Annotated in this window: 17 protein-coding genes and 1 tRNA gene; 2 read left to right on the top strand and 16 right to left on the bottom strand. The window is 62.0% G+C overall.

What is annotated here, in order from left to right:
* From VQ045_RS19285 to VQ045_RS19225, 13 genes are all read right to left on the bottom strand, one after another.
* The coding region (locus tag VQ045_RS19285) for a GTP-binding protein (protein ID WP_134887344.1) at nt 1–112 on the bottom strand (112 nt) is incomplete at its 3' end.
* Between the two features lie 63 nt (nt 113–175).
* Complete coding sequence (gene fusA, locus VQ045_RS19280; RefSeq protein ID WP_327626038.1) at nt 176–2,266, bottom strand: elongation factor G; 2,091 nt, start codon at nt 2,264–2,266, stop codon at nt 176–178.
* A gap of 30 nt (nt 2,267–2,296) precedes the next feature.
* Complete coding sequence (gene rpsG, locus VQ045_RS19275) at nt 2,297–2,767, bottom strand: 30S ribosomal protein S7 (RefSeq protein WP_327626039.1); 471 nt, start codon at nt 2,765–2,767, stop codon at nt 2,297–2,299.
* A 33-nt stretch (nt 2,768–2,800) separates the two neighbouring features.
* Nucleotides 2,801–3,172, bottom strand: a complete 372-nt coding sequence (gene rpsL / locus VQ045_RS19270) for a 30S ribosomal protein S12 (RefSeq protein WP_206453990.1) — start codon at nt 3,170–3,172, stop codon at nt 2,801–2,803.
* Nucleotides 3,173–3,725: 553 nt separating this feature from the next.
* The gene (gene rpoC / locus VQ045_RS19265) at nt 3,726–7,922 is read right to left on the bottom strand and encodes a DNA-directed RNA polymerase subunit beta' (RefSeq protein WP_327651177.1); all 4,197 of its coding nucleotides are present in this window, start codon (nt 7,920–7,922) and stop codon (nt 3,726–3,728) included.
* A gap of 137 nt (nt 7,923–8,059) precedes the next feature.
* Complete coding sequence (gene rpoB, locus VQ045_RS19260) at nt 8,060–12,232, bottom strand: DNA-directed RNA polymerase subunit beta (protein ID WP_327626041.1); 4,173 nt, start codon at nt 12,230–12,232, stop codon at nt 8,060–8,062.
* 302 nt (nt 12,233–12,534) lie between these two features.
* Complete coding sequence (rplL, locus tag VQ045_RS19255) at nt 12,535–12,909, bottom strand: 50S ribosomal protein L7/L12 (protein WP_206453987.1); 375 nt, start codon at nt 12,907–12,909, stop codon at nt 12,535–12,537.
* 51 nt (nt 12,910–12,960) lie between these two features.
* Nucleotides 12,961–13,479: a 50S ribosomal protein L10 gene (gene rplJ / locus VQ045_RS19250; protein ID WP_327626042.1), complete on the bottom strand. Its 519-nt coding sequence runs from the start codon at nt 13,477–13,479 to the stop codon at nt 12,961–12,963.
* 379 nt (nt 13,480–13,858) lie between these two features.
* Nucleotides 13,859–14,557 carry a 50S ribosomal protein L1 gene (rplA, locus tag VQ045_RS19245; protein WP_331831270.1) on the bottom strand — a complete coding sequence of 233 codons (699 nt, stop codon included), beginning with the start codon at nt 14,555–14,557 and terminating at the stop codon, nt 13,859–13,861.
* 4 nt (nt 14,558–14,561) lie between these two features.
* On the bottom strand, nt 14,562–14,990 hold the full coding sequence (rplK, locus tag VQ045_RS19240) for a 50S ribosomal protein L11 (protein WP_327626044.1): 429 nt from the start codon (nt 14,988–14,990) through the stop codon (nt 14,562–14,564).
* A gap of 149 nt (nt 14,991–15,139) precedes the next feature.
* A complete protein-coding gene (nusG, locus tag VQ045_RS19235) occupies nt 15,140–15,670 on the bottom strand; it encodes a transcription termination/antitermination protein NusG (RefSeq protein WP_327648994.1) in 531 nt (176 codons plus the stop codon).
* Nucleotides 15,671–15,701: 31 nt separating this feature from the next.
* Nucleotides 15,702–15,899 carry a preprotein translocase subunit SecE gene (secE, locus tag VQ045_RS19230; RefSeq protein WP_327626046.1) on the bottom strand — a complete coding sequence of 66 codons (198 nt, stop codon included), beginning with the start codon at nt 15,897–15,899 and terminating at the stop codon, nt 15,702–15,704.
* A gap of 130 nt (nt 15,900–16,029) precedes the next feature.
* Nucleotides 16,030–16,105 (bottom strand) — tRNA-Trp (locus VQ045_RS19225).
* A gap of 115 nt (nt 16,106–16,220) precedes the next feature.
* On the opposite strand from VQ045_RS19225, the gene VQ045_RS19220 reads away from it, so the two are divergent.
* Nucleotides 16,221–16,904 carry an HAD family hydrolase gene (locus tag VQ045_RS19220; protein WP_331831269.1) on the top strand — a complete coding sequence of 228 codons (684 nt, stop codon included), beginning with the start codon at nt 16,221–16,223 and terminating at the stop codon, nt 16,902–16,904.
* A 34-nt stretch (nt 16,905–16,938) separates the two neighbouring features.
* Here the strand turns inward: VQ045_RS19220 and VQ045_RS19215 are convergent, their stop codons facing one another.
* Both VQ045_RS19215 and VQ045_RS19210 read right to left on the bottom strand, forming a co-directional pair.
* Entirely contained in the window at nt 16,939–17,784 is an 846-nt protein-coding gene (locus tag VQ045_RS19215; protein ID WP_331831268.1) for a 3-deoxy-manno-octulosonate cytidylyltransferase, read from the bottom strand.
* Between the two features lie 70 nt (nt 17,785–17,854).
* Nucleotides 17,855–18,547 carry a glycosyltransferase gene (locus VQ045_RS19210; RefSeq protein ID WP_331831267.1) on the bottom strand — a complete coding sequence of 231 codons (693 nt, stop codon included), beginning with the start codon at nt 18,545–18,547 and terminating at the stop codon, nt 17,855–17,857.
* A gap of 382 nt (nt 18,548–18,929) precedes the next feature.
* Here VQ045_RS19210 and VQ045_RS19205 point away from each other — a divergent pair, with 382 nt between their 5' ends.
* Complete coding sequence (locus tag VQ045_RS19205) at nt 18,930–19,847, top strand: glycosyltransferase family 2 protein (protein ID WP_331831266.1); 918 nt, start codon at nt 18,930–18,932, stop codon at nt 19,845–19,847.
* A 117-nt stretch (nt 19,848–19,964) separates the two neighbouring features.
* On the opposite strand, the gene VQ045_RS19200 is transcribed toward VQ045_RS19205, so the two are convergent.
* On the bottom strand, nt 19,965–20,672 hold a 708-nt coding region (locus tag VQ045_RS19200), incomplete at its 5' end, for an EF-Tu/IF-2/RF-3 family GTPase (protein WP_331830552.1).

Raw genomic sequence — 20,672 nt, 5'->3', positions numbered from 1 at the left:
CGCCGAAATACTTCGTGATCGCCGCCGTCAACGACGTCTTGCCGTGATCAACGTGACCAATCGTCCCGATGTTCACATGCGGCTTGTTGCGCTCGAATTTGCTCTTGGCCATCTTGCCACTCCGTTGTCTAGTCTTGGCTCAGCGAGCCGAATGCCGTTTCGAGGGGAAACGCGGTCAGGCGTACTTTTTCTGAATTTCGTCCGCGACCTGGTTCGGCACCTGCTCATAATGATCGAACTGCATCGTGTACTGGGCACGGCCCTGGGACATCGAGCGCAGCTGGTTGACGTAACCGAACATGTTGGCCAGCGGCACCATGGCGTTGACGACCTGCGCGATACCGCGCGGCTCAGTGCCCTGGATCTGCCCGCGACGCGAATTCAAATCGCCGATGACGTCACCGACGTAGTCTTCCGGCGTCACCACCTCGACCTTCATGACCGGCTCGAGCAGCCGCGGCCCCGCCTTCTGGATCGCTTCGCGGAAACCGGCCCGCGCCGCGATCTCGAAGGCCAGCACCGAGGAGTCGACATCGTGGAACGCGCCATCCAGAAGCTGCGCCTTGATGTCCACCATCGGGAAGCCCGCAAGCGGCCCCGACGTCAGCACCGACACGATGCCCTTTTGAACGCCCGGAATGTATTCCTTCGGAACCGCGCCGCCGACGATCTTCGACTCGAAGCTGAAGCCCTCGCCGATCTCGGCAGGCTCGAAGGTCATCTTGACGCGAGCGAACTGGCCCGTACCGCCGGTCTGCTTCTTGTGGGTGTAGTCGACTTCGGCCTTGCGGGTGATCGTCTCGCGATAAGCCACCTGCGGCGCGCCGATATTCGCCTCGACCTTGAATTCCCGCTTCATGCGATCGACGAGAATGTCGAGGTGAAGCTCGCCCATGCCGGCGATGATCGTCTGGCCGGATTCCTCATCCGTCTTGACCCGGAACGAAGGATCCTCGGCGGCCAGTCGGTTGAGCGCGAGGCCCATCTTTTCCTGGTCGGCCTTGGTCTTCGGCTCGATCGCAATCTCGATGACCGGATCGGGGAACTCCATCCGCTCCAGGATGACCGGCTTCAGCGGATCACAAAGCGTGTCGCCGGTCGTCGTGTCCTTCAGGCCAGCCAGTGCGACGATGTCGCCAGCATAGGCCTCTTCGATGTCTTCCCGGGAGTTGGAGTGCATCTGCAGCATGCGGCCGATGCGCTCCTTCTTCTCCTTGACGGTGTTCTGGAGCGAGGTACCCTTGGTCAGAACGCCGGAGTAGATGCGAGCGAAGGTGAGCGAACCGACAAACGGATCGTTCATGATCTTGAAGGCCAGCATGGACAGCGGCTCGTCGTCAGACGACTTGCGCACGATCTCGGCTTCGGTCTTCGGGTCGATACCCTTGATCGGCTTCACTTCGACCGGCGACGGCAGGAAGTCGACAACGGCGTCGAGAAGCGGCTGAACGCCCTTGTTCTTGAAAGCCGAACCGCAGAGAACCGGCGTGAACCAGACGTCGCAGGTGCCCTTGCGGATCAGCTTGCGAATCTCATCGTTGCTCGGCATCTCGCCTTCGAGATAACGCTCCATGGCGCCTTCATCGAGCTCGACAGCGGCTTCGATCATCGCCTCGCGGTACTCTTCAGCCTGGGCGAGCATGTCGGCCGGGATATCGAGAATGTCCCACTGGGCGCCGAGATTCTCGTCGCGCCAGACCAGCGCCTTCATCTCGATGAGATCGATGACACCCTTGAGCTCGGTCTCCGCACCGATCGGCAGCTGGACGACGATCGGACGCGCGCCGAGACGCGACTTGATCATCTCCACACAACGAAAGAAGTCGGCGCCCGTCTTGTCCATCTTGTTGACGAAGATCATGCGCGGAACCTGATACTTGTCCGCCTGACGCCAGACCGTCTCGGTCTGCGGCTCGACACCGGCATTGGCGTCGAGAAGCGCAATCGCGCCATCGAGGACGCGCAAGCTGCGTTCGACCTCAATGGTGAAGTCGACGTGACCCGGCGTGTCGATGATGTTGAAGCGGCGCTTCTTGCCGTCGCGGCCTTCCCAGAACGTGGTGGTCGCGGCGGAGGTAATGGTGATGCCGCGCTCCTGCTCCTGCGCCATCCAGTCCATCGTCGCAGCGCCATCATGCACTTCGCCGATCTTGTGGGACTTACCGGTGTAGTAGAGAATCCGCTCGGTCGTCGTCGTCTTCCCGGCATCGATGTGGGCCATGATGCCGAAATTGCGGTAGTCTTCGATCTTATAGTCGCGTGCCATCGGGCGTCGCCTTTCGGGCAGAAACTTGAATTACCAGCGGTAGTGCGAGAAGGCGCGGTTCGCTTCCGCCATGCGGTGCGTGTCTTCGCGCTTCTTCACAGCCGTACCACGGTTGTTGGCCGCATCCATGAGCTCGCCCGACAGGCGGTCGACCATGGTCGTCTCGTTGCGGCCCCGTGCGGCGGTGATCAGCCAACGGATCGCCAGCGCCTGACGGCGCTCGGGACGAACGTCGACCGGAACCTGATAGGTCGCACCACCGACACGGCGGGAGCGAACTTCCACATGCGGCGAGATGTTCTCGAGCGCCTGGTGGAAGATCACGACCGCGTCCTGGCGGGTCTTCTCGTGGACGGTGTCGAACGCACCGTAGACGATGCGCTCGGCGACCGACTTCTTACCGTCATACATGACGGCGTTCATGAACTTTGACACGATGAGATCACCGAACTTCGGGTCCGGATTGATTTCACGCTTTTCGGCTCTGTGGCGGCGGGACATACTATCGTCTCTTCAACTGATCAGCGTTGGGGCTTACTTCGGACGCTTGGCGCCGTATTTCGAACGACGCTGCTTCCGGTTCTTGACGCCCTGCGTGTCGAGCACGCCGCGGATGATGTGGTAGCGAACACCCGGTAGATCCTTCACGCGCCCACCGCGGATCATCACCACGGAGTGCTCCTGAAGGTTATGGCCTTCACCCGGAATGTAGCCGATGACTTCGTAACCGTTGACGAGGCGAACCTTGGCAACCTTACGAAGCGCCGAGTTCGGCTTCTTCGGCGTGGTCGTGTAGACACGGGTGCACACGCCGCGCTTTTGCGGGTTGGCCTCGAGCGCCGGAACCGTATTGCGCTCGACTGGGCGAACGCGCGGCTTCCGGACCAATTGGTTGATGGTCGGCATTCCAACCTTCCCTCTTCTTCCAAAACTCAGGTTCGACACGAAACGTCGCGCCACGCAAAAGCGAAGAGCAACTCTCCATGCGCGAAACCAGGCAATCGATCCACTTGTGAGTGGACTGCCCGGAACGAAGCAGAGGACCGCTTAGACGGTCTTGCATTCAGCGATGTGACGTCTCGTTGAACGAAGCCTTGTTTGAAGCGCTTGATCCCGGACGTGGCGTCCTTGGGAAGATTCGGCCTCACATCGGCTCTGTTGGGGGGTACTTAACGATTCTCCCCGGACCCGTCAACCCCGGATCCGAAGGAGTTCGCGAGCCTCGCCCGATGGCGATCCCANGCTCTGTTGGGGGGTACTTAACGATTCTCCCCGGACCCGTCAACCCCGGATCCGAAGGAGTTCGCGAGCCTCGCCCGATGGCGATCCCAATCCCTCGTCGGCGCCGTGCCGCAATCGGCGCGCACGGCGTTTTCTGCATCCGCGACAGCGGTCCTTGACGGCGAAAGGCCGCCCGAGGGCGGCCTTTCCATTCTTGCTTCCACCAAACGGGCGAGGCCTACTCGGCCGCGTCCGTGATCGAGGTCAGCATGCGATCGGTCTCGGCCTTGTTGGCGGCCTTGCGGCGATCCTCGATGATGAGGTCGTCGCGCGAGGTAGCGATGCGGCGCACCTGGGTCATCATGCCACCGGTACCCGCCGGGATCAGGCGGCCGACGATGACGTTCTCCTTCAAGCCCTGCAGCGTATCGGTCTTGCCGGCGACCGCCGCCTCGGTCAACACTCGCGTCGTCTCCTGGAAGGAGGCGGCCGAGATGAAGGACGGGGTCTGCAGCGAGGCCTTGGTGATGCCGAGGAGGACCGGGTTGCCGGATGCCGGCTTCTTGCCCTCTTCCTCCAGACGCTCGTTGAGTTCCGCCAGCTCGATCCGGTCGACATTGTCGCCCGGAATGTAGCCGGAATCGCCGGACTCGACGATCTCGACCTTCTGCAGCATCTGCCGGACGATGACCTCGATGTGCTTGTCGTTGATCAACACGCCCTGCAGCCGGTAGACCTCCTGGATCTCGTTGACGAGGTAGGACGCCAGCGCCTCCACGCCGCGGATCGCCAGGATGTCGTGCGGCGCAGGGTTGCCGTCGAGGATGTAGTCGCCCTTCTCGATGACGTCACCTTCCTGAAGATGGAACGGCTTGCCCTTCGGGATCAGGTACTCCATCGGCTCGCCGCCGTCCTCGTGCGGCTCGATGATGATCCGGCGCTTGTTCTTGTAGTCGCGCCCGAATTTCACCGTGCCATCGATTTCCGCGATCACCGCGTTGTCCTTCGGCTTGCGGGCCTCGAACAGCTCGGCGACACGCGGCAGACCACCGGTAATGTCCTTGGTCTTCGCGCTTTCCATCGGAATACGCGACAGGACGTCGCCGGCCTTCACCGTGGCGCCCGGCTCGACCGACAGGATCGCGTCGACCGACTGGAAGTAGCGGGCGTCGGAACCGCGTGCCAGTTTGAGGATCTCGCCATCCTTGCCACGCACAACGATCGCCGGCTTCAGGTCCTGACCGCGCGGGCTCGCCCGCCAATCGATGACCGCCCGCTTGGTGATGCCGGTCGACTCGTCGGCCTGCTCGGACACCGAGATGCCTTCCACCATGTCCTCGAAGTCGACCGTGCCCTCGAGCTCGGTCAGCACCGGACGGGTGTAGGGATCCCATTCGGCGATGCGCTGGCCGCGCCGGACCGTATCGCCGTCGTCGACGAAGATACGGCTACCGTAGGTGACGCGGTGCGACGCACGCTCCTTGCCCGCCTGATCGAGGATAAGGATCGCCATGTTGCGACCCATCGCCACCAGTCGGCCATCGGAATTCCGCACGACGTTACGGTTGCGGATCGCCACCGTGCCCTCGTAGGAGGCTTCCAGGAACGAAGAGTCGACCACCTGCGCGGTCCCGCCCATGTGGAAGGTACGCATGGTGAGCTGGGTGCCCGGCTCGCCGATCGACTGCGCGGCGATGACGCCGACGGCCTCGCCCATGTTGACGGGCGTGCCGCGGGCAAGATCGCGCCCGTAGCAGGTGGCGCAGATGCCGGTGCGGATCTCGCAGGTCAGCGCCGAACGAATGTTGATCGACTGGATACTGGCGTTCTCGATCACCTCGACGTCGGCCTCCTCGATCGTCACACCGCCCTTGACGATAACCTCGCCGGTCAGCGGATGCAGGATATCTTCCAGCGCCGTCCGGCCGAGGACCCGCTGGCCGATCGACGCGACGACCTGACCGGCGTCCACGATCGGCTGCATGGTCAGCCCGTTCTTCGTGCCACAATCGACCTGCGTGATGATGCAGTCCTGCGCCACGTCGACGAGACGACGGGTGAGATAACCCGAATTGGCCGTCTTCAGCGCCGTGTCGGCCAAGCCCTTGCGAGCACCGTGGGTCGAGTTGAAGTACTCGAGCACGGTCAGGCCTTCCTTGAAGTTCGAGATGATCGGCGTCTCGATGATCTCGCCAGACGGCTTGGTCATCAGGCCACGCATTGCCGCCAGCTGGCGCATCTGGGTCGGAGACCCGCGGGCGCCGGAGTGCGACATCATGTAGATCGAGTTCATCGGCTTCTGCCGACCATTGTCGTCGAACTCGATCGCCTTGATGCGAGCCATCATCTCGTCGGCGATCTTGTCCGTGCACTTCGCCCAGGCATCGACGACCTTGTTGTACTTCTCGCCCTGGGTGATCAGGCCGTCATTGTACTGCTGCTCGTATTCCTTCGCGAGCGCCTGGGTCTCGCCGATCATCCTCGGCTTGGTGTCCGGGATCAGCATGTCGTCCTTGCCGAACGAGATGCCAGCCGTACAGGCATGACGGAACCCGAGCTGCATGATCTGGTCGCAGAAGATCACCGTCTCCTTCTGACCGCAGTGACGATAGACCTGGTCGATCATCTTGGAGATGGTCTTCTTGGTCATCAGCTCGTTGCAGATGTCGAACGGAATCGCGGCGTTCTTCGGCAGCAGTTCCCCGATGAGCATACGGCCCGGCGTCGTCTCGTAGATATTCGAGACCGGCTTGCCGTCCGCGCCCACCGTCTTGAAGCGGCCCTTGACCTTGCTGTGCAGGGTCACCGAGCGGTTGGCAATGGCATGCTCGAGTTCGCCGATGTCGGAGAAGGCCATCCCCTGCCCCGGCTCGTTCTCGTTCATGATCGAGAGGTAGTAGAGCCCGAGCACCATATCCTGCGACGGCACGATGATAGGCGCGCCGTTCGCCGGATGCAGGATGTTGTTGGTCGACATCATGAGAACGCGCGCTTCCAGCTGCGCCTCGATCGACAACGGAACGTGCACAGCCATCTGATCGCCGTCGAAATCGGCGTTGAAGGCCGTACAGACGAGCGGATGCAGCTGGATCGCCTTGCCCTCGATCAGCACCGGCTCGAAGGCCTGGATGCCGAGACGGTGCAGGGTCGGAGCGCGGTTCAAGAGCACCGGATGTTCGCGGATGACCTCATCGAGGATATCCCAGACTTCCGGACGCTCCTTCTCGACCAGCTTCTTCGCCTGCTTGACGGTCGAGGAGAAACCCTTGGCATCGAGGCGCGCGTAGATAAACGGCTTGAACAGCTCCAGCGCCATCTTCTTCGGCAGGCCGCACTGGTGCAGCTTCAGCTCCGGACCTGTGACGATGACCGAGCGGCCGGAATAGTCGACGCGCTTGCCGAGCAGGTTCTGGCGGAACCGGCCCTGCTTGCCCTTGAGCATGTCGGACAGCGACTTCAACGGACGCTTGTTGGCGCCGGTGATCACGCGGCCGCGGCGGCCGTTGTCGAACAGTGCATCGACGGCTTCCTGCAGCATCCGCTTCTCGTTGCGGATGATGATGCCCGGCGCACGCAGCTCGATCAGCCGCTTGAGGCGGTTGTTCCGGTTGATGACGCGGCGATACAGGTCGTTGAGATCCGACGTCGCGAAACGACCGCCGTCGAGCGGGACGAGCGGGCGCAGATCCGGCGGGATCACCGGAACGACGCTCATGATCATCCACTCCGGCTTGTTGCCGGAATCGAGGAAGTTCTCGACGATCTTCAGCCGCTTCATCAGCTTCTTGGTCTTGAGCTCGGAGGTGGTCTGCGCGAGCTCAGCACGCAAATCGCCGGCGATCTTCTCCAGATCCATGCCCGCGAGAAGATCCTGGATCGCCTCAGCGCCGATCAGCGCGGTGAAGGAATCCTCCCCGAACTCCTCGACGGCGATCATATATTCCTCTTCCGACAGGAGCTGATGCTCCTTCAGAGAGGTCAGGCCCGGCTCGGTGACGATGTAGTTCTCGAAATACAGAACCCGCTCGATATCCTTGAGCGTCATGTCGAGCAGCGTGCCGATGCGCGACGGGAGCGACTTCAGGAACCAGATGTGGGCGACCGGCGCGGCGAGTTCGATATGACCCATGCGCTCGCGCCGCACGCGCGAAAGAGTCACCTCGACGCCGCACTTCTCGCAGATAATGCCCTTGTACTTCATCCGCTTGTACTTGCCGCACAAGCACTCGTAATCCTTGATCGGACCGAAAATGCGGGCGCAGAACAGACCGTCCCGCTCCGGCTTGAACGTGCGGTAGTTGATCGTCTCCGGCTTCTTGATCTCGCCGAACGACCAGGAAAGGATCTTCTCAGGCGAGGCGAGCGAGATGCGGATGGAATCGAACGTCTGCGCAGCCACCTGCGGATTGAAGATGTTCATGACCTCTTGGTTCATGCGCTTTCTCCTTCGTGGGGCAAAACCCCGAGTCGCGGCGGGTATACCGGCCGCTGAAATCGTTCAATCGTCGAGGATCGGCGCCATGTCGGCGCCGATCCGGACCGCAACGGGTGCGGTCGATTTTCCCGCGACGTCTATTCGGCCGCGTCAGGCAGACCCTCGGCGGGTGCCGGCAACTCGACCGCCGAGTTCGCCAGATCGACGTCGAGGCCGAGCGAGCGCATTTCCTTGACGAGCACGTTGAAGCTCTCGGGAATGCCGGACTCGAAGGCGTCGTCACCACGCACGATCGACTCGTAGACCTTGGTGCGGCCCGCGACATCGTCCGACTTCACCGTCAGCATCTCCTGCAGCGTGTAGGCGGCGCCATAAGCCTCGAGCGCCCAGACCTCCATCTCGCCGAAGCGCTGGCCGCCAAACTGGGCCTTGCCGCCCAATGGCTGCTGGGTCACGAGCGAGTACGGACCGATCGAACGGGCGTGGATCTTGTCGTCCACCAGATGGTGCAGCTTCAGCATGTAGATGTAGCCGACCGTCACCTGCCGATCGAAGGCCTCGCCGGTGCGCCCGTCATAGAGCGTCACCTGGCCCGAACCGTCGAGTCCCGCCTTTTCCAGCATTTCGACGATGTCGTGCTCGACTGCACCATCGAAGACCGGCGTCGCAATCGACACGCCGCGGGTCATCTGCTTGGCCAAGATGACGACACTGGCGTCGTCGTAGTCCTTGACCTTCTCGTTGCGGTCGTTGTCGCCCAGCAGTCCAGCGATCTCATCGCGCAGCGGCGAGACGTCACGGGACTGGTTATAGACCTCGAGCATCTCGCCGATCTTCTTGCCCATGCCCGAACAGGCCCAGCCAAGATGCGTCTCGAGGATCTGCCCGACATTCATGCGTGACGGCACGCCGAGCGGGTTGAGCACGATGTCGACATGCGTGCCGTCCTCATTGAACGGCATGTCCTCGACCGGCAAGATGCGCGACACCACACCCTTGTTGCCGTGCCGTCCGGCCATCTTGTCGCCCGGCTGGATCTTGCGCTTGACCGCGACAAAGACCTTGACCTGCTTCATGACGCCGGGGGGCAGCTCGTCACCGCGCTGCACCTTCTCGACCTTGTCCATGAAGCGCTGCTCGAGGGTGGTCTTCGCTTCGTCATAGACGTTGCGCAGATCCTCCAGTTCGGCCTGCAGCTTCTCCTCCTCGACGGCGAACATCCACCACTGCGAGCGGGGATACTCGTTCATCGCGTCGGCGGAGATGGTCGCGCCCTTCTTGAAGCCCTTCGGTCCCGCGATGGCGGACTTTCCGCCCAGCATCTCAATCAGGCGACCATAGACGTTGCGGTCGAGAATCGCCTGTTCATCGTCGCGATCCTTGGCGAGCCGCTCGATCTCCTCGCGCTCGATCGCCATGGCGCGTTCGTCCTTCTCGACGCCGTGACGATTGAACACCCGAACCTCGACGACCGTGCCATAGGCGCCCGGAGGCATGCGGTTCGAGGTATCGCGGACGTCGGAGGCCTTTTCGCCGAAGATGGCGCGCAGGAGCTTTTCCTCCGGCGTCATCGGGCTTTCACCCTTCGGCGTGATCTTGCCGACCAGAATGTCGCCCGGCTGCACCTCGGCACCGATATAGACGATGCCGGCCTCATCGAGATTCTTCAGCGCTTCTTCCGACACGTTCGGAATGTCGCGGGTGATCTCTTCGGGTCCAAGTTTGGTGTCGCGCGCCATGACCTCGAACTCCTCGATATGGATCGAGGTGAAGACGTCATCGGCGACGATGCGCTCCGACAGGAGGATCGAATCCTCGTAGTTGTAGCCGTTCCACGGCATGAACGCGACGAGCACGTTCCGCCCGAGCGCCAGATCGCCGAGATCTGTCGACGGACCATCAGCAATGATGTCGCCCTTTTCGACCGGGTCACCCACCGCCACCAGCGGACGCTGGTTGATGCAGGTGTTCTGGTTCGAGCGCTGGAACTTCATCAGACGGTAGATGTCGACACCGGACTTGCCGGCCTCCAGATCCTCCGTCGCGCGGATGACGATACGCGTCGCGTCGACCTGGTCGACCACGCCGGTGCGGCGCGCACCGATCGCAGCGCCCGAATCGCGGGCGACGATCGATTCCATGCCGGTGCCGACGAACGGCGCCTCGGCGCGAACCAGCGGCACCGCCTGACGCTGCATGTTCGAGCCCATCAGAGCGCGGTTGGCGTCATCGTTCTCAAGGAACGGAATCAGCGCCGCAGCGACCGAAACCAACTGCTTCGGCGATACGTCCATCAGATCGACATTGTCGCGCGGCGTCATGAAGACGTCGCCCGAATGACGGCAGACCACGAACTCGTTCTGGAACCGGCTGTCGTCGGTCAGGACGGCGTTCGCCTGTGCGACGTGATGCTTGGATTCCTCCATCGCCGACAGATACACGACATCATGGGTGACGATGCCGTCGATCACCTTGCGGTACGGGCTCTCGATGAAGCCGTATTTGTTCACCCGCGCGAACGTGGCGAGCGAGTTGATCAGGCCGATATTCGGGCCTTCCGGCGTCTCGATCGGGCAGATCCGGCCGTAATGCGTCGGATGCACGTCGCGCACCTCGAAGCCGGCGCGCTCGCGCGTCAGGCCGCCGGGTCCAAGCGCCGAGAGGCGGCGCTTGTGGGTGATCTCCGACAGCGGGTTGGTCTGATCCATGAACTGCGACAGCTGCGAGGAACCGAAGAACTCGCGCACGGCGGCGGCGGCCGGCTTTGCGTTGATCAGATCCTGCGGCATTACCGTGTCGATCTCGACGGAGCTCATGCGCTCCTTGATCGCGCGTTCCATGCGCAGCAAGCCGACGCGATACTGGTTCTCCATCAGCTCGCCGACCGAACGCACCCGGCGGTTGCCGAGATTGTCGATGTCGTCGATCTCGCCCTTGCCGTCGCGAAGGTCGACGAGGGTCCTGACCACCGCGAGGATGTCTTCTTTGCGCAGCACGCGCACGGTGTCCTCGGCGTCGACGTCGAGACGCATGTTCATCTTGACGCGGCCGACGGCCGACAGGTCATAGCGCTCGCCGTCAAAGAACAACGAGTTGAACATCGCTTCGGCGGTCTCGATCGTCGGCGGCTCGCCGGGACGCATCACCCGGTAGATGTCGAACAGCGCGTCTTGACGACCTTCGTTCTTATCGACCGCCAGCGTATTGCGGATATAGCCGCCGACATTGACGTGATCGATGTCGAGAACGGTGATCTCGTCGTAACCGGCCGCGATCAGGTCGATCAGATTGCCCTTGCGCTCGCCAGTCTTGGCATCGACGGTAATCTCGAGCTCGTCACCGGCCTCGAGATACACTTCGCCCGTCTCGGGATTGACGATATCCTCGGCGATGTAGGATCCGGCAAGATCCTCCTCAGTCGCGCGCAGGGCCTTGACGCCCTTCTCCTGCATCTGGCGAGCCTGGCGAGCCGTCACCTTTTTGCCGGCCTCGACGAGAACCTCGCCGCTGTCGGCGTCGATGAGGTCGACGACGGCGCCCTGGCCGCGCACGCGCTCCACCGAGAACGGCACGCGCCAGCCCTTCTTGTCCTTCTCGAACTTCACGGTGTCGTAGAAGGTCGACAGGATTTCCTCGCCATCCATGCCAAGCGCCATCAGCAGGCTCGTCGCCGGAATCTTGCGGCGGCGGTCGATGCGCGCATGCACGACGTCCTTGGCGTCAAACTCGATGTCGAGCCAGGAGCCGCGATAGGGAATGACGCGGGCGGCGAACAGCAGCTTGCCCGACGAGTGGCTCTTGCCCTTGTCGTGATCGAAGAACACACCCGGCGAACGGTGCATCTGCGAGACTATGACGCGCTCGGTACCGTTCACGACGAAGGTGCCGTTGGACGTCATGAGCGGCATATCGCCCATGTAGACGTCCTGCTCCTTGATGTCCTTCACCGACTTGGAGCCGGTGTCGTCGTCAATATCGAACACGATGAGGCGCAGCGTCACCTTGAGCGGCGCGGCGTAGGTCAGATCGCGCTGACGGCACTCCTCAACGTCGAATTTCGGCGCCTCAAATTCGTATTTCACGAATTCCAGCATCGCCTGGCCCGAGAAGTCAGAAATCGGGAAAACCGACTTGAAGACGGCTTGCAGCCCCTCTTCGAGACGCCCGCCTTGCGGCTCGTCGACCATCAGAAATTGATCGTAGGAGGCCTTCTGGACCTCGATCAGGTTTGGCATCTCGGCGACTTCGGGGATCGACCCGAAGAATTTGCGTACCCGCCTGCGACCGCTAAACGTCGTCGTTTGAGACATCGTCGCTCCTTCTCGTGACAACGCCCTTGACCAAAGGGCTTGAATTCTCTTCCCTCTCCGTCGAGAGGTACCGCGTGCCAAAAAGGCCGGTGCGGCTGACAGATCTGCCGGGCGAAAGGCCCGCGTCTCCAAACGGTTCTATGAGCCGTCTGAACACGCGCGCGTCACATCACGCCAGTTCCTGCCTCGTTCGGATCGGACCGCCGTCCGCCCGGCTCGCCATGGCGCGAGCACGGAAGGCGGAACGGCAAAATGCCGTCCCGCCCGCCGGATTTTGGTGCGCAAGCGCGGGAAACCCGCGATTACTTGACTTCGACCGTGGCGCCAGCCTTTTCGAGCTGCTCCTTGAGCTTCTCGGACTCGGCCTTGTCGACCGCTTCCTTGACCGGCTTCGGCGCGTTGTCGACGAGGTCCTTGGCTTCCTTCAGGCCAAGGCCCGTGATCGCGCGGACTTCCTTGATCACGTTGATCTTCTGTGCGCCGGCGGCGACGAGGATCACGTTGAACTCGGTCTGCTCTTCAGCCGCTTCGGCCGGAGCACCGCCGCCAGCAGCGGCGACCGCCACGGGAGCCGCGGCGGAAACGCCCCATTTTTCTTCCAGCATCTTCGAGAGTTCAGCCGCCTCGAGGACGGTCAGGCTCGACAGGTCTTCAACGATCTTGGCGAGATCAGCCATGTTTGTATTCCTTTGGATTCGAACTTTGGTTTGAGCAGCGAGGAACCGTCCTCACGCCGCCTCGTCCTTCTTGGCATAGGCCCCGAAAACACGCGCGAGTTGTCCCGCGGGTGCCTGGAGAACCCCAGCGATCCGAGTAGCCGGCGTATTGATCATGCCGACCAGCTTGGCCCTGAGTTCGTCCAACGACGGCATGGAGGCCAAGGCCTTCACACCATTCGCATCGAGTGTGGTCTTGCCCATCGTCCCGCCCAGGATGACGAGCTTGTCGTTCCCCTTGGCGAAATCGTTGGTGACCTTTGCCGCCGCGACCGGGTCGCCTGAATAGGCGATCAGGGTCTGGCCCTCGAACAACGTCGAGATGCCTTCGGCGTCCGTGCCTTGAAGAGCGATCTTGGCGAGGCGGTTCTTCGCGACTTTGACGGTGCCCCCCGCATCGCGCATTTTCGAACGATAGTCGTTCATCTGCGCGACCGTAAGACCGGCATAGTGGGCCACGACGACCGTTCCCGAGTCCTTGAAGGTCTCGTTGAGCGTCGAGACAAATTCGCGTTTTTCCGCTTTGTCCACTGCCTCTCTCCATTTAGCCTCGGCTTCCGAAGAAGCCGCGGCCGGTTGCCTTTTGCCGCCCGGATCATCCGGACGACGCTCGGAGATCCTGTCCCCTCGGCCAGACCCTTCGCGGATTCCGCGGAACCCATGGGCGACACAAGGCATTCAGAGGTTCGAACCAAGAACCCGGGCTGATCCCGGAAAATTTGGAACTTCCCCGTCTCATGCGGGCTTTCTGACGATTAAGACCGAATGCCGAAGCAACCGGTCGCCCACAATCTCGGACAGGCATTCAGGGAGCCCCGAAAGGCCCCCACGCACCGGGGCGAGCCCCGGAACCTTGGTATAGGTGATCGGCGCATATAGGTGCGCCGTTCACCAGTGTTAAGGGTCGGACCTACGCCGCATTCAGGGTCGACGGATCGATCTTGACGCCAGGACCCATCGTCGAGGTGATCGCGACGCGCTGGACATAGATGCCCTTGGCGCCCGAGGGCTTGGCCTTCTGGACGGCATCGGCGAAGGCACGGATATTCTCCGCGATCGCCTTGCCATCGAAGCTCGCCTTGCCGACACCGGCATGAACTATACCGGCCTTTTCGACGCGGAACTCGACGGCACCGCCCTTGGATGCCTTCACGGCGGCGGCGACGTCCGGAGTTACCGTTCCGACCCGCGGGTTCGGCATCAGGCCGCGCGGCCCCAGAACCTTGCCCAGCCGACCCACGAGAGCCATCATGTCCGGCGTGGCGATAGCGCGATCGAAATCGATCGTGCCGCCCTGAACCTGCTCGACGAGGTCCTCGGCTCCGACGATGTCGGCCCCGGCGGCCTTCGCCTCCTCGGCCTTGTCGCCGCGCGCGAACACGGCGACGCGGACGCTCCGTCCGGTGCCGTTCGGCAGATTGACGACGCCGCGAACCATCTGGTCCGCATGACGCGGGTCGACGCCGAGATTCATCGCGACTTCGATCGTCTCGTCGAATTTGGCGCTCGCACGACCCTTCAGCAACTCGACTGCCTCGTCGAGACCGTAGAGCTTGATGCGGTCGATGCCGTCGCGGGCGTTACGGATGCGCTTTCCAGCTTTTGCCATCGTCTCAACCCACCACTTCGAGGCCCATGGAACGGGCGGAGCCCTCGACCATAGCCATGGCCGCTTCCACGTCGTTCGCGTTCAAATCCTTGAACTTCTTCTCGGCAATATCGCGAACCTGCTCGCGCGTCACCGAACCGGCGACGCTCTTGCCCGGCTCCTTGGAGCCGCTCTTGAGATTCGCCGCCTTCTTGAGGAAGTAGCTGACCGGCGAAGTCTTCATCGCGAAGGTGAAGGATTTGTCCTGGTAATAGGTGATCACCACGGGGATCGGAGAGCCCTTCTCCTGGTCCTGGGTCTGCGCGTTGAACGACTTGCAGAATTCCATGATGTTGATGCCACGCTGACCGAGCGCCGGACCGATCGGGGGCGACGGCGTCGCCGATCCGGCCGGAACCTGCAGCTTCAGCTGGCCCTGTATTTTCTTAGCCATTTGCTCCTGCCTTCATTTGTTCGAGCCGAACGACCGGTCAATCAGCGACCCAGCCCCCGGCTACCTGCAGTTCGCGCGGTGCGGCATCTCCGACCGGCTAGAGCCGGATTGCCTTCCGCACGATGATTCGGACCAAAAGCCCGTTCTGGTCAGACCTTTTCGACCTGACCGAATTCGAGATCGACCGGCGTTGCACGACCGAAGATCGAGACCTCGACCTTGAGCCTCGCCCGCTCCTGATCGACTTCCTGCACGACGCCGTTGAACGAGGCGAAGGGACCGTCGGAGACCCGAACCTGCTCGCCGATATCGAACGAGATCGTCGGCTTCGGCCGATCCACCCCGTCCTGCACCTGCATCAGGATTTGCTCGGCTTCCTTGTCGGTAATCGGGACCGGCCGATTGTCCGGTCCGAGAAAGCCCGTGACCTTCGGCGTGTTCTTGATCATCGAGAAGACCTGATCGGTCAGCTCGGCCTTGACCAGGACGTAACCGGGGAAAAACTTCCGCTCGGCATCGACCTTGCGACCACGACGCACCTCGACCACCTTCTCGGTGGGCACGAGGATCTTTTCGAACTTGTCGGAGAGCCCTTTCTGGCGGGCCTGCTCCTCGATCGATTCGGCCACCTTCTTCTCGAAATTGGAATAGGCGTGGACGATGTACCAGCGGGCGGTCATGAAATTTACGATGTCTCCTGCGACGTCGGCGTCAAGCGCCGGCATTCATGATCAGGCCCACGACATAGCCGAGCACTTGATCCGCGACGAAAAAGAAGGTCGCGGCGAATGCGACCATCACGAACACCATGATCGTCGAAATGATCGTCTCACGGCGGGTTGGCCAAGTGACCTTCGCGGTCTCGGATCGAACCTGCTGGAGAAATGTGAAAGGATTGGTTTTGGCCATACACCGCTCACAGCTAATGCGCGTGAAGGCTGGTCGCCAGCCTCACGCGCCACATGTCGATCGCCGTTCCTCTACCCGCCCTTGCCGCGATTCACAAGGGCCGGCTCGACAGAATCTCATTTCCGGCGAATGGCAGGGGCAGAGGGACTCGAACCCACGGCCTGCGGTTTTGGAGACCGCCGCTCTACCAACTGAGCTATACCCCTTCGCGCGTGGCTTCCTTAGGCTATGTCGACGGGATCATCAAGATGAGATTCTTTCGACCGGCCGCCGCTTGCGCCAGACGCTGCGACGAATATTCTATAGGTTGCATTTTATGTATTGCGCAACCTCTATGAGCTCGCCGTGCAGTTGCCGCCTCCCCTTGCCGATAAGCGTCTCGTGCTCTTCGACCTCGATGGCGTCCTGGTGGATACCCGAGCCAACATGCTGGCGGCCTGGTCGGCGGTGTGCCGGGTGCTGGGGGTTGACGTTCCCTTCGATGCCTACATCGCGGAGATCGGACAGCCCTTCGGGTCGATCATGCGCCGTCTCGGGATCGGCCACCTCTCCGACAGCGCGGAAATCATCTATCGACAGCGTTCGGCGCTCGACCTGGCGTCAGCGCCTGTTTACGCCGACATCGCCCTCATGCTCGACGGCCTTTATGCGGCGGGACGCAAGCTCGGCATCGTCACCTCCAAGGACAGCGAGCGCACCGCGATCCTGCTCGAGCGGCTTCCGCCGGTCTTTTCCGTCGTCCGCTGCCCCGACAGCGCCTGTCGCGGCAAACCGGCGCCGGATCACTTGTTGATGGCAATGGCACTGACACGGTGCGACCCGTGCGAGACAATTTACGTCGGCGACATGGCGAGCGACTCCGAAGCCGCCCGGCGCGCGGGAATCGATTTCCTGCACGCGGCCTGGGGCTACGGCGAACGGCCGCCGGGCACATCGTTGCAGGTCACTCACCCGGAGCAGATCGCTCACCTTCTCCTCCCGGGGAAAGTCGAGTGCGTCGGTTAAACGCCCCAGTGCCGTTGGGAGGAGATCGGCCCGGTCATTGTTTCGCAGTATCTGTCCTCGATTTAGCCGCGAGCTTCTGCTTGCGCGTCTTCGGCTTCAGCGATCGCAGCAAGCCGTCGACCCGCCCCTGCAGGCGGGTCAAGGAAAACAGCCGATCGATCGCAATATTCGAGCCTTCGAGCCGTTCGGCCAGAACCTGCGACGCGACAAGCGACAGCTCTTCCGGGGTTGTGTCGGGAAACCTGCGGGCAATCGCCTCCAGCCCGCTTGTGTCCGACCCGCCGATCCTCTCGATCTTGTTCGATCGCTGCAACAATCTTTGCACGATCTGCTCGAAGGTCCAGTCGTGATCGTGAAACAGCTTCCATTGCACCGAGCGTTGTGCGGTGAAGCCGGCCAGCACGACCCGCGAGGTCGGGCAGTTCTCCGCCAGCCACACGGCCAGCGCAAAGCCGCTGGTCGGCACATGGCTTGCGGGATAGAAGTCATCGAAATAGTCGGCGAGATCGAGAAAGCCCGCCTTGGCGCCGCCGAACTCCTCGGCCCGGCTGAATGTCTCGCCCGGCGCCGTCCGCAGATTCAGGACGCCGCGAAATTTCGGCGAGCGCAACAGACCAAGGACGCTCTCCACCTCGTTTCGGTAGACGATGTTGGCTCCCGCCGGACTGCTTCTGGCCACGAGCAGGCAAGAGCCCGCGAACGGCTCGGACAGAACCTTGAACACCTTGTTGAAGAACACGTAGAGCGCGTCATCGCCAAAACGCTGCCGCAGCGCCGCGATATCGACGGCGTCGCTATTGGCCACGAGGACGATGCGTTCGAAGCCGGCGAAGAACGCTGCCCAGCCGTCACGATCCCCGATCCAGGAGGTGTCCGCCATCCGTTTCCTCTTTGATATTCCAACGCTCTAGCGAGTCGGCCGGCACGACCGCCAGGAGCCGCGATCTTTCTCAGTCGCCACGCTGCCGGACATGCAAGGTGCGCTCGCGCATGGCGAACCATTCCTCGGCGTAGTCGTCATCCTTGTATTCGTCGAAATACGGCCCGCCGTCGGTGAAATGGACATTCTTGGCGTCGGCGCGATGGTCATATTCATTGACCAGCCAGTTCCAGGCCGCCGGCAATTCGCCGATATTCTCGTCGCCGTCGAGCCACTTGAACTGGTGGAGTTGCAGGCCGGTTGCCGTGTTGACGAAATCCGGGGTCAGGGCACGGCACTTGGCGTTGTTGAACAGCATGACGCTCGACCAGTTCTTCTTTTCGTATTTGGTCTGCGCCTGGCCGAGGAACTTCGTCTCGATCTTCGGCTGGTAGTCGTGCTTGACGCACATGACGGCGTAGCGATCGTCACGCAGCGCCCAGAGCTCGGCGATATCGGCCCGCATGAGCATGTCGCAGTCCATGAACAGGCTCCACCCCTCGAAGCCGCTGAGATAGGGCACCAGAAAGCGGGAGAACGAGAATTCGGTGGATTGCAGCGTGTTGCGCTCGCGGGTGAAAATGCCGTCGAGATTGGACAAGACGATCGGCGCGAACATAACCGGCATCGACGCATGCTCGATGATGCTCTGCGCCAGGACGTGATAGGCGATGACCTCGTTGGAATCGAATCCAATGAAGATGCGAGCTGTCAGCGCGGACATCAGCAATGTTCCCCTGATTGAGCCTTGGTCAGGCGTGGTTTGGCCCGCTGTGTAGTCACGTGGCACGCCGGCGGCAACCGTCGGCTTTGTGCTTGCACCGATCGACAGGCTCGCAGTCTGTTTTCCCAGGAGGCGCGAATGCAATGCGATACTTCTGCGAGGCGCGCTGCCCGGCGAGCATGACCGAGAACGAATTGCGTCGGCAATAGCCCTGTGCCAGAAGACGCCGGCGACGGAGTAGGCGAGATTCAAGATGGACTATCCGCTGAGAAATCCGGACGGCTGGCACAGCATCGGTCGGATCTCGTGGCTCGAACGGCTAAGACTGGCATTTCGCAACGGGCGTTACCGCCGACGAGCCGAGCGCCGCGCACGAGACGCCGTGATCACACCGGTCCGTAAACTCTCGGAGCCCCTTGCGCACGATGACATCATTCTGATCAGCGTGCTAAAGAACGCCGAGCGTTATCTGCCGTCTTTCCTCGCCCATTATCGAAGCCTTGGCGTTAAACGCTTCGCCTTCGTCGACGACCGCTCGAATGACGATACCCGCGCGCTCCTGCTCGCCGCGCCCGATGCCGACATCTACGAGTCGAATGTCGACTATCGCGGTGCCAGCGGCGGCCTGGTCTGGCGCGATCTTCTGGTCGACCGCTACGGCCAGGACCGCTGGTACGTTTCGATAGATTGCGACGAATATTTAGTCTTTCCGGGCAGCGAGAAGCGCACGCTCATGGACTTCATCGCCGACATCGAGTCCGAGGGTCTCAAGCGCGCCCTTGCGGTGATGATCGATATCTACCCGGACGCCAAGCTTTCCGACGCCCCCCAACACCGACCGCCTGACGCCTCACCGACGGTCGTGTGCCCGCTATACGACGCGGAAGGCTATACGATCGCTAATGAGAAATTTTGCACTGCGATTCGCGGCGGCCCGCGTCGTCGGATGTTCGGCACGGATATGCGAATGACGAAGTTCCCGGTCATTTTCGTCGACCGGAAGACACGATTCAACAGCGGGAGCGACCACGGTCCGCTGCCGATCCAGCGCAATTATTCCGCAGTTCACGCGGTGCTGCTGCACTACAAGTTTTCGGCCGATTCCATAAAGGAATTCCGGACAATGTACGAATGGGGCACGCACTTCGATGGCGGCCGCTTCTACAAGGAAATTCTCGACCACGCGGCCTTCGGCGAGACGATGGATTTTCGCTATGCGCAATCGACGGCCTTCGTCGATTCGGAAAAGCTCGTCGCCGCTGGTTTCATCCAGGATCTACGCGACCGCCCCGCCGCCTGATCCCTGATCTTTGAAAAATCGATGTCGTTGATCACATAAAACAGGCCGCGCAAGTCGCCCGTTTCGCATCTCTTCAAAGCGGGCGGCGTTTGTTACGCCGCCCGCTTATCGCGTATCTTATTCGACGATCGAGGCGACGATGCCGGCCCCGACGGTGCGGCCGCCTTCACGGATGGCGAAGCGCAGCTTCTCTTCCATCGCGATCGGCACGATCAGCGTCACGTCCATCGTCACGTTGTCGCCCGGCATCACCATCTCGGTGCCCTCGGGAAGCGTGCACACACCGGTCACGTCCGTCGTGCGGAAATAGAACTGCGGCCGGTAGTTGGTGAAGAACGGTGTATGGCGACCGCCCTCCTCCTTGGTCAGGATGTACGCCTCGGCCATGAACCGCGTGTGCGGCTTCACCGAACCCGGCTTGCACAGAACCTGGCCGCGCTCGACGCCCTCGCGGTCGACGCCGCGGATCAGCGCGCCGATGTTGTCGCCCGCCTGGCCCTGGTCCAGAAGCTTGCGGAACATCTCCACGCCCGTCACCGTCGTCTTCTTGGTGTCGCGGATGCCGACGATCTCGACTTCCTCGCCAACCTTCACGATGCCGCGCTCGACACGCCCCGTCACCACCGTGCCGCGACCCGAGATCGAGAACACGTCCTCGATCGGCATCAGGAACGGCTGGTCGATCGGACGCGCCGGCGTCGGAATATAGCGATCGACTTCCGCCATCAGCGCCCGCACCGCGTCCTCGCCGATCTCCTTGTTGGAATCCTCCAGCGCCGCCAGCGCCGAACCCTTCACGATCGGGATGTCGTCGCCCGGGAACTC

Source organism: Aurantimonas sp. E1-2-R+4 (genome assembly GCF_036549515.1).
In the GTDB taxonomy this organism is placed as follows: domain Bacteria; phylum Pseudomonadota; class Alphaproteobacteria; order Rhizobiales; family Rhizobiaceae; genus Aurantimonas; species Aurantimonas coralicida_A.
Note: the sequence above shows the minus strand (reverse complement) of the source record. Positions and strands in the feature narration are given on the sequence as shown.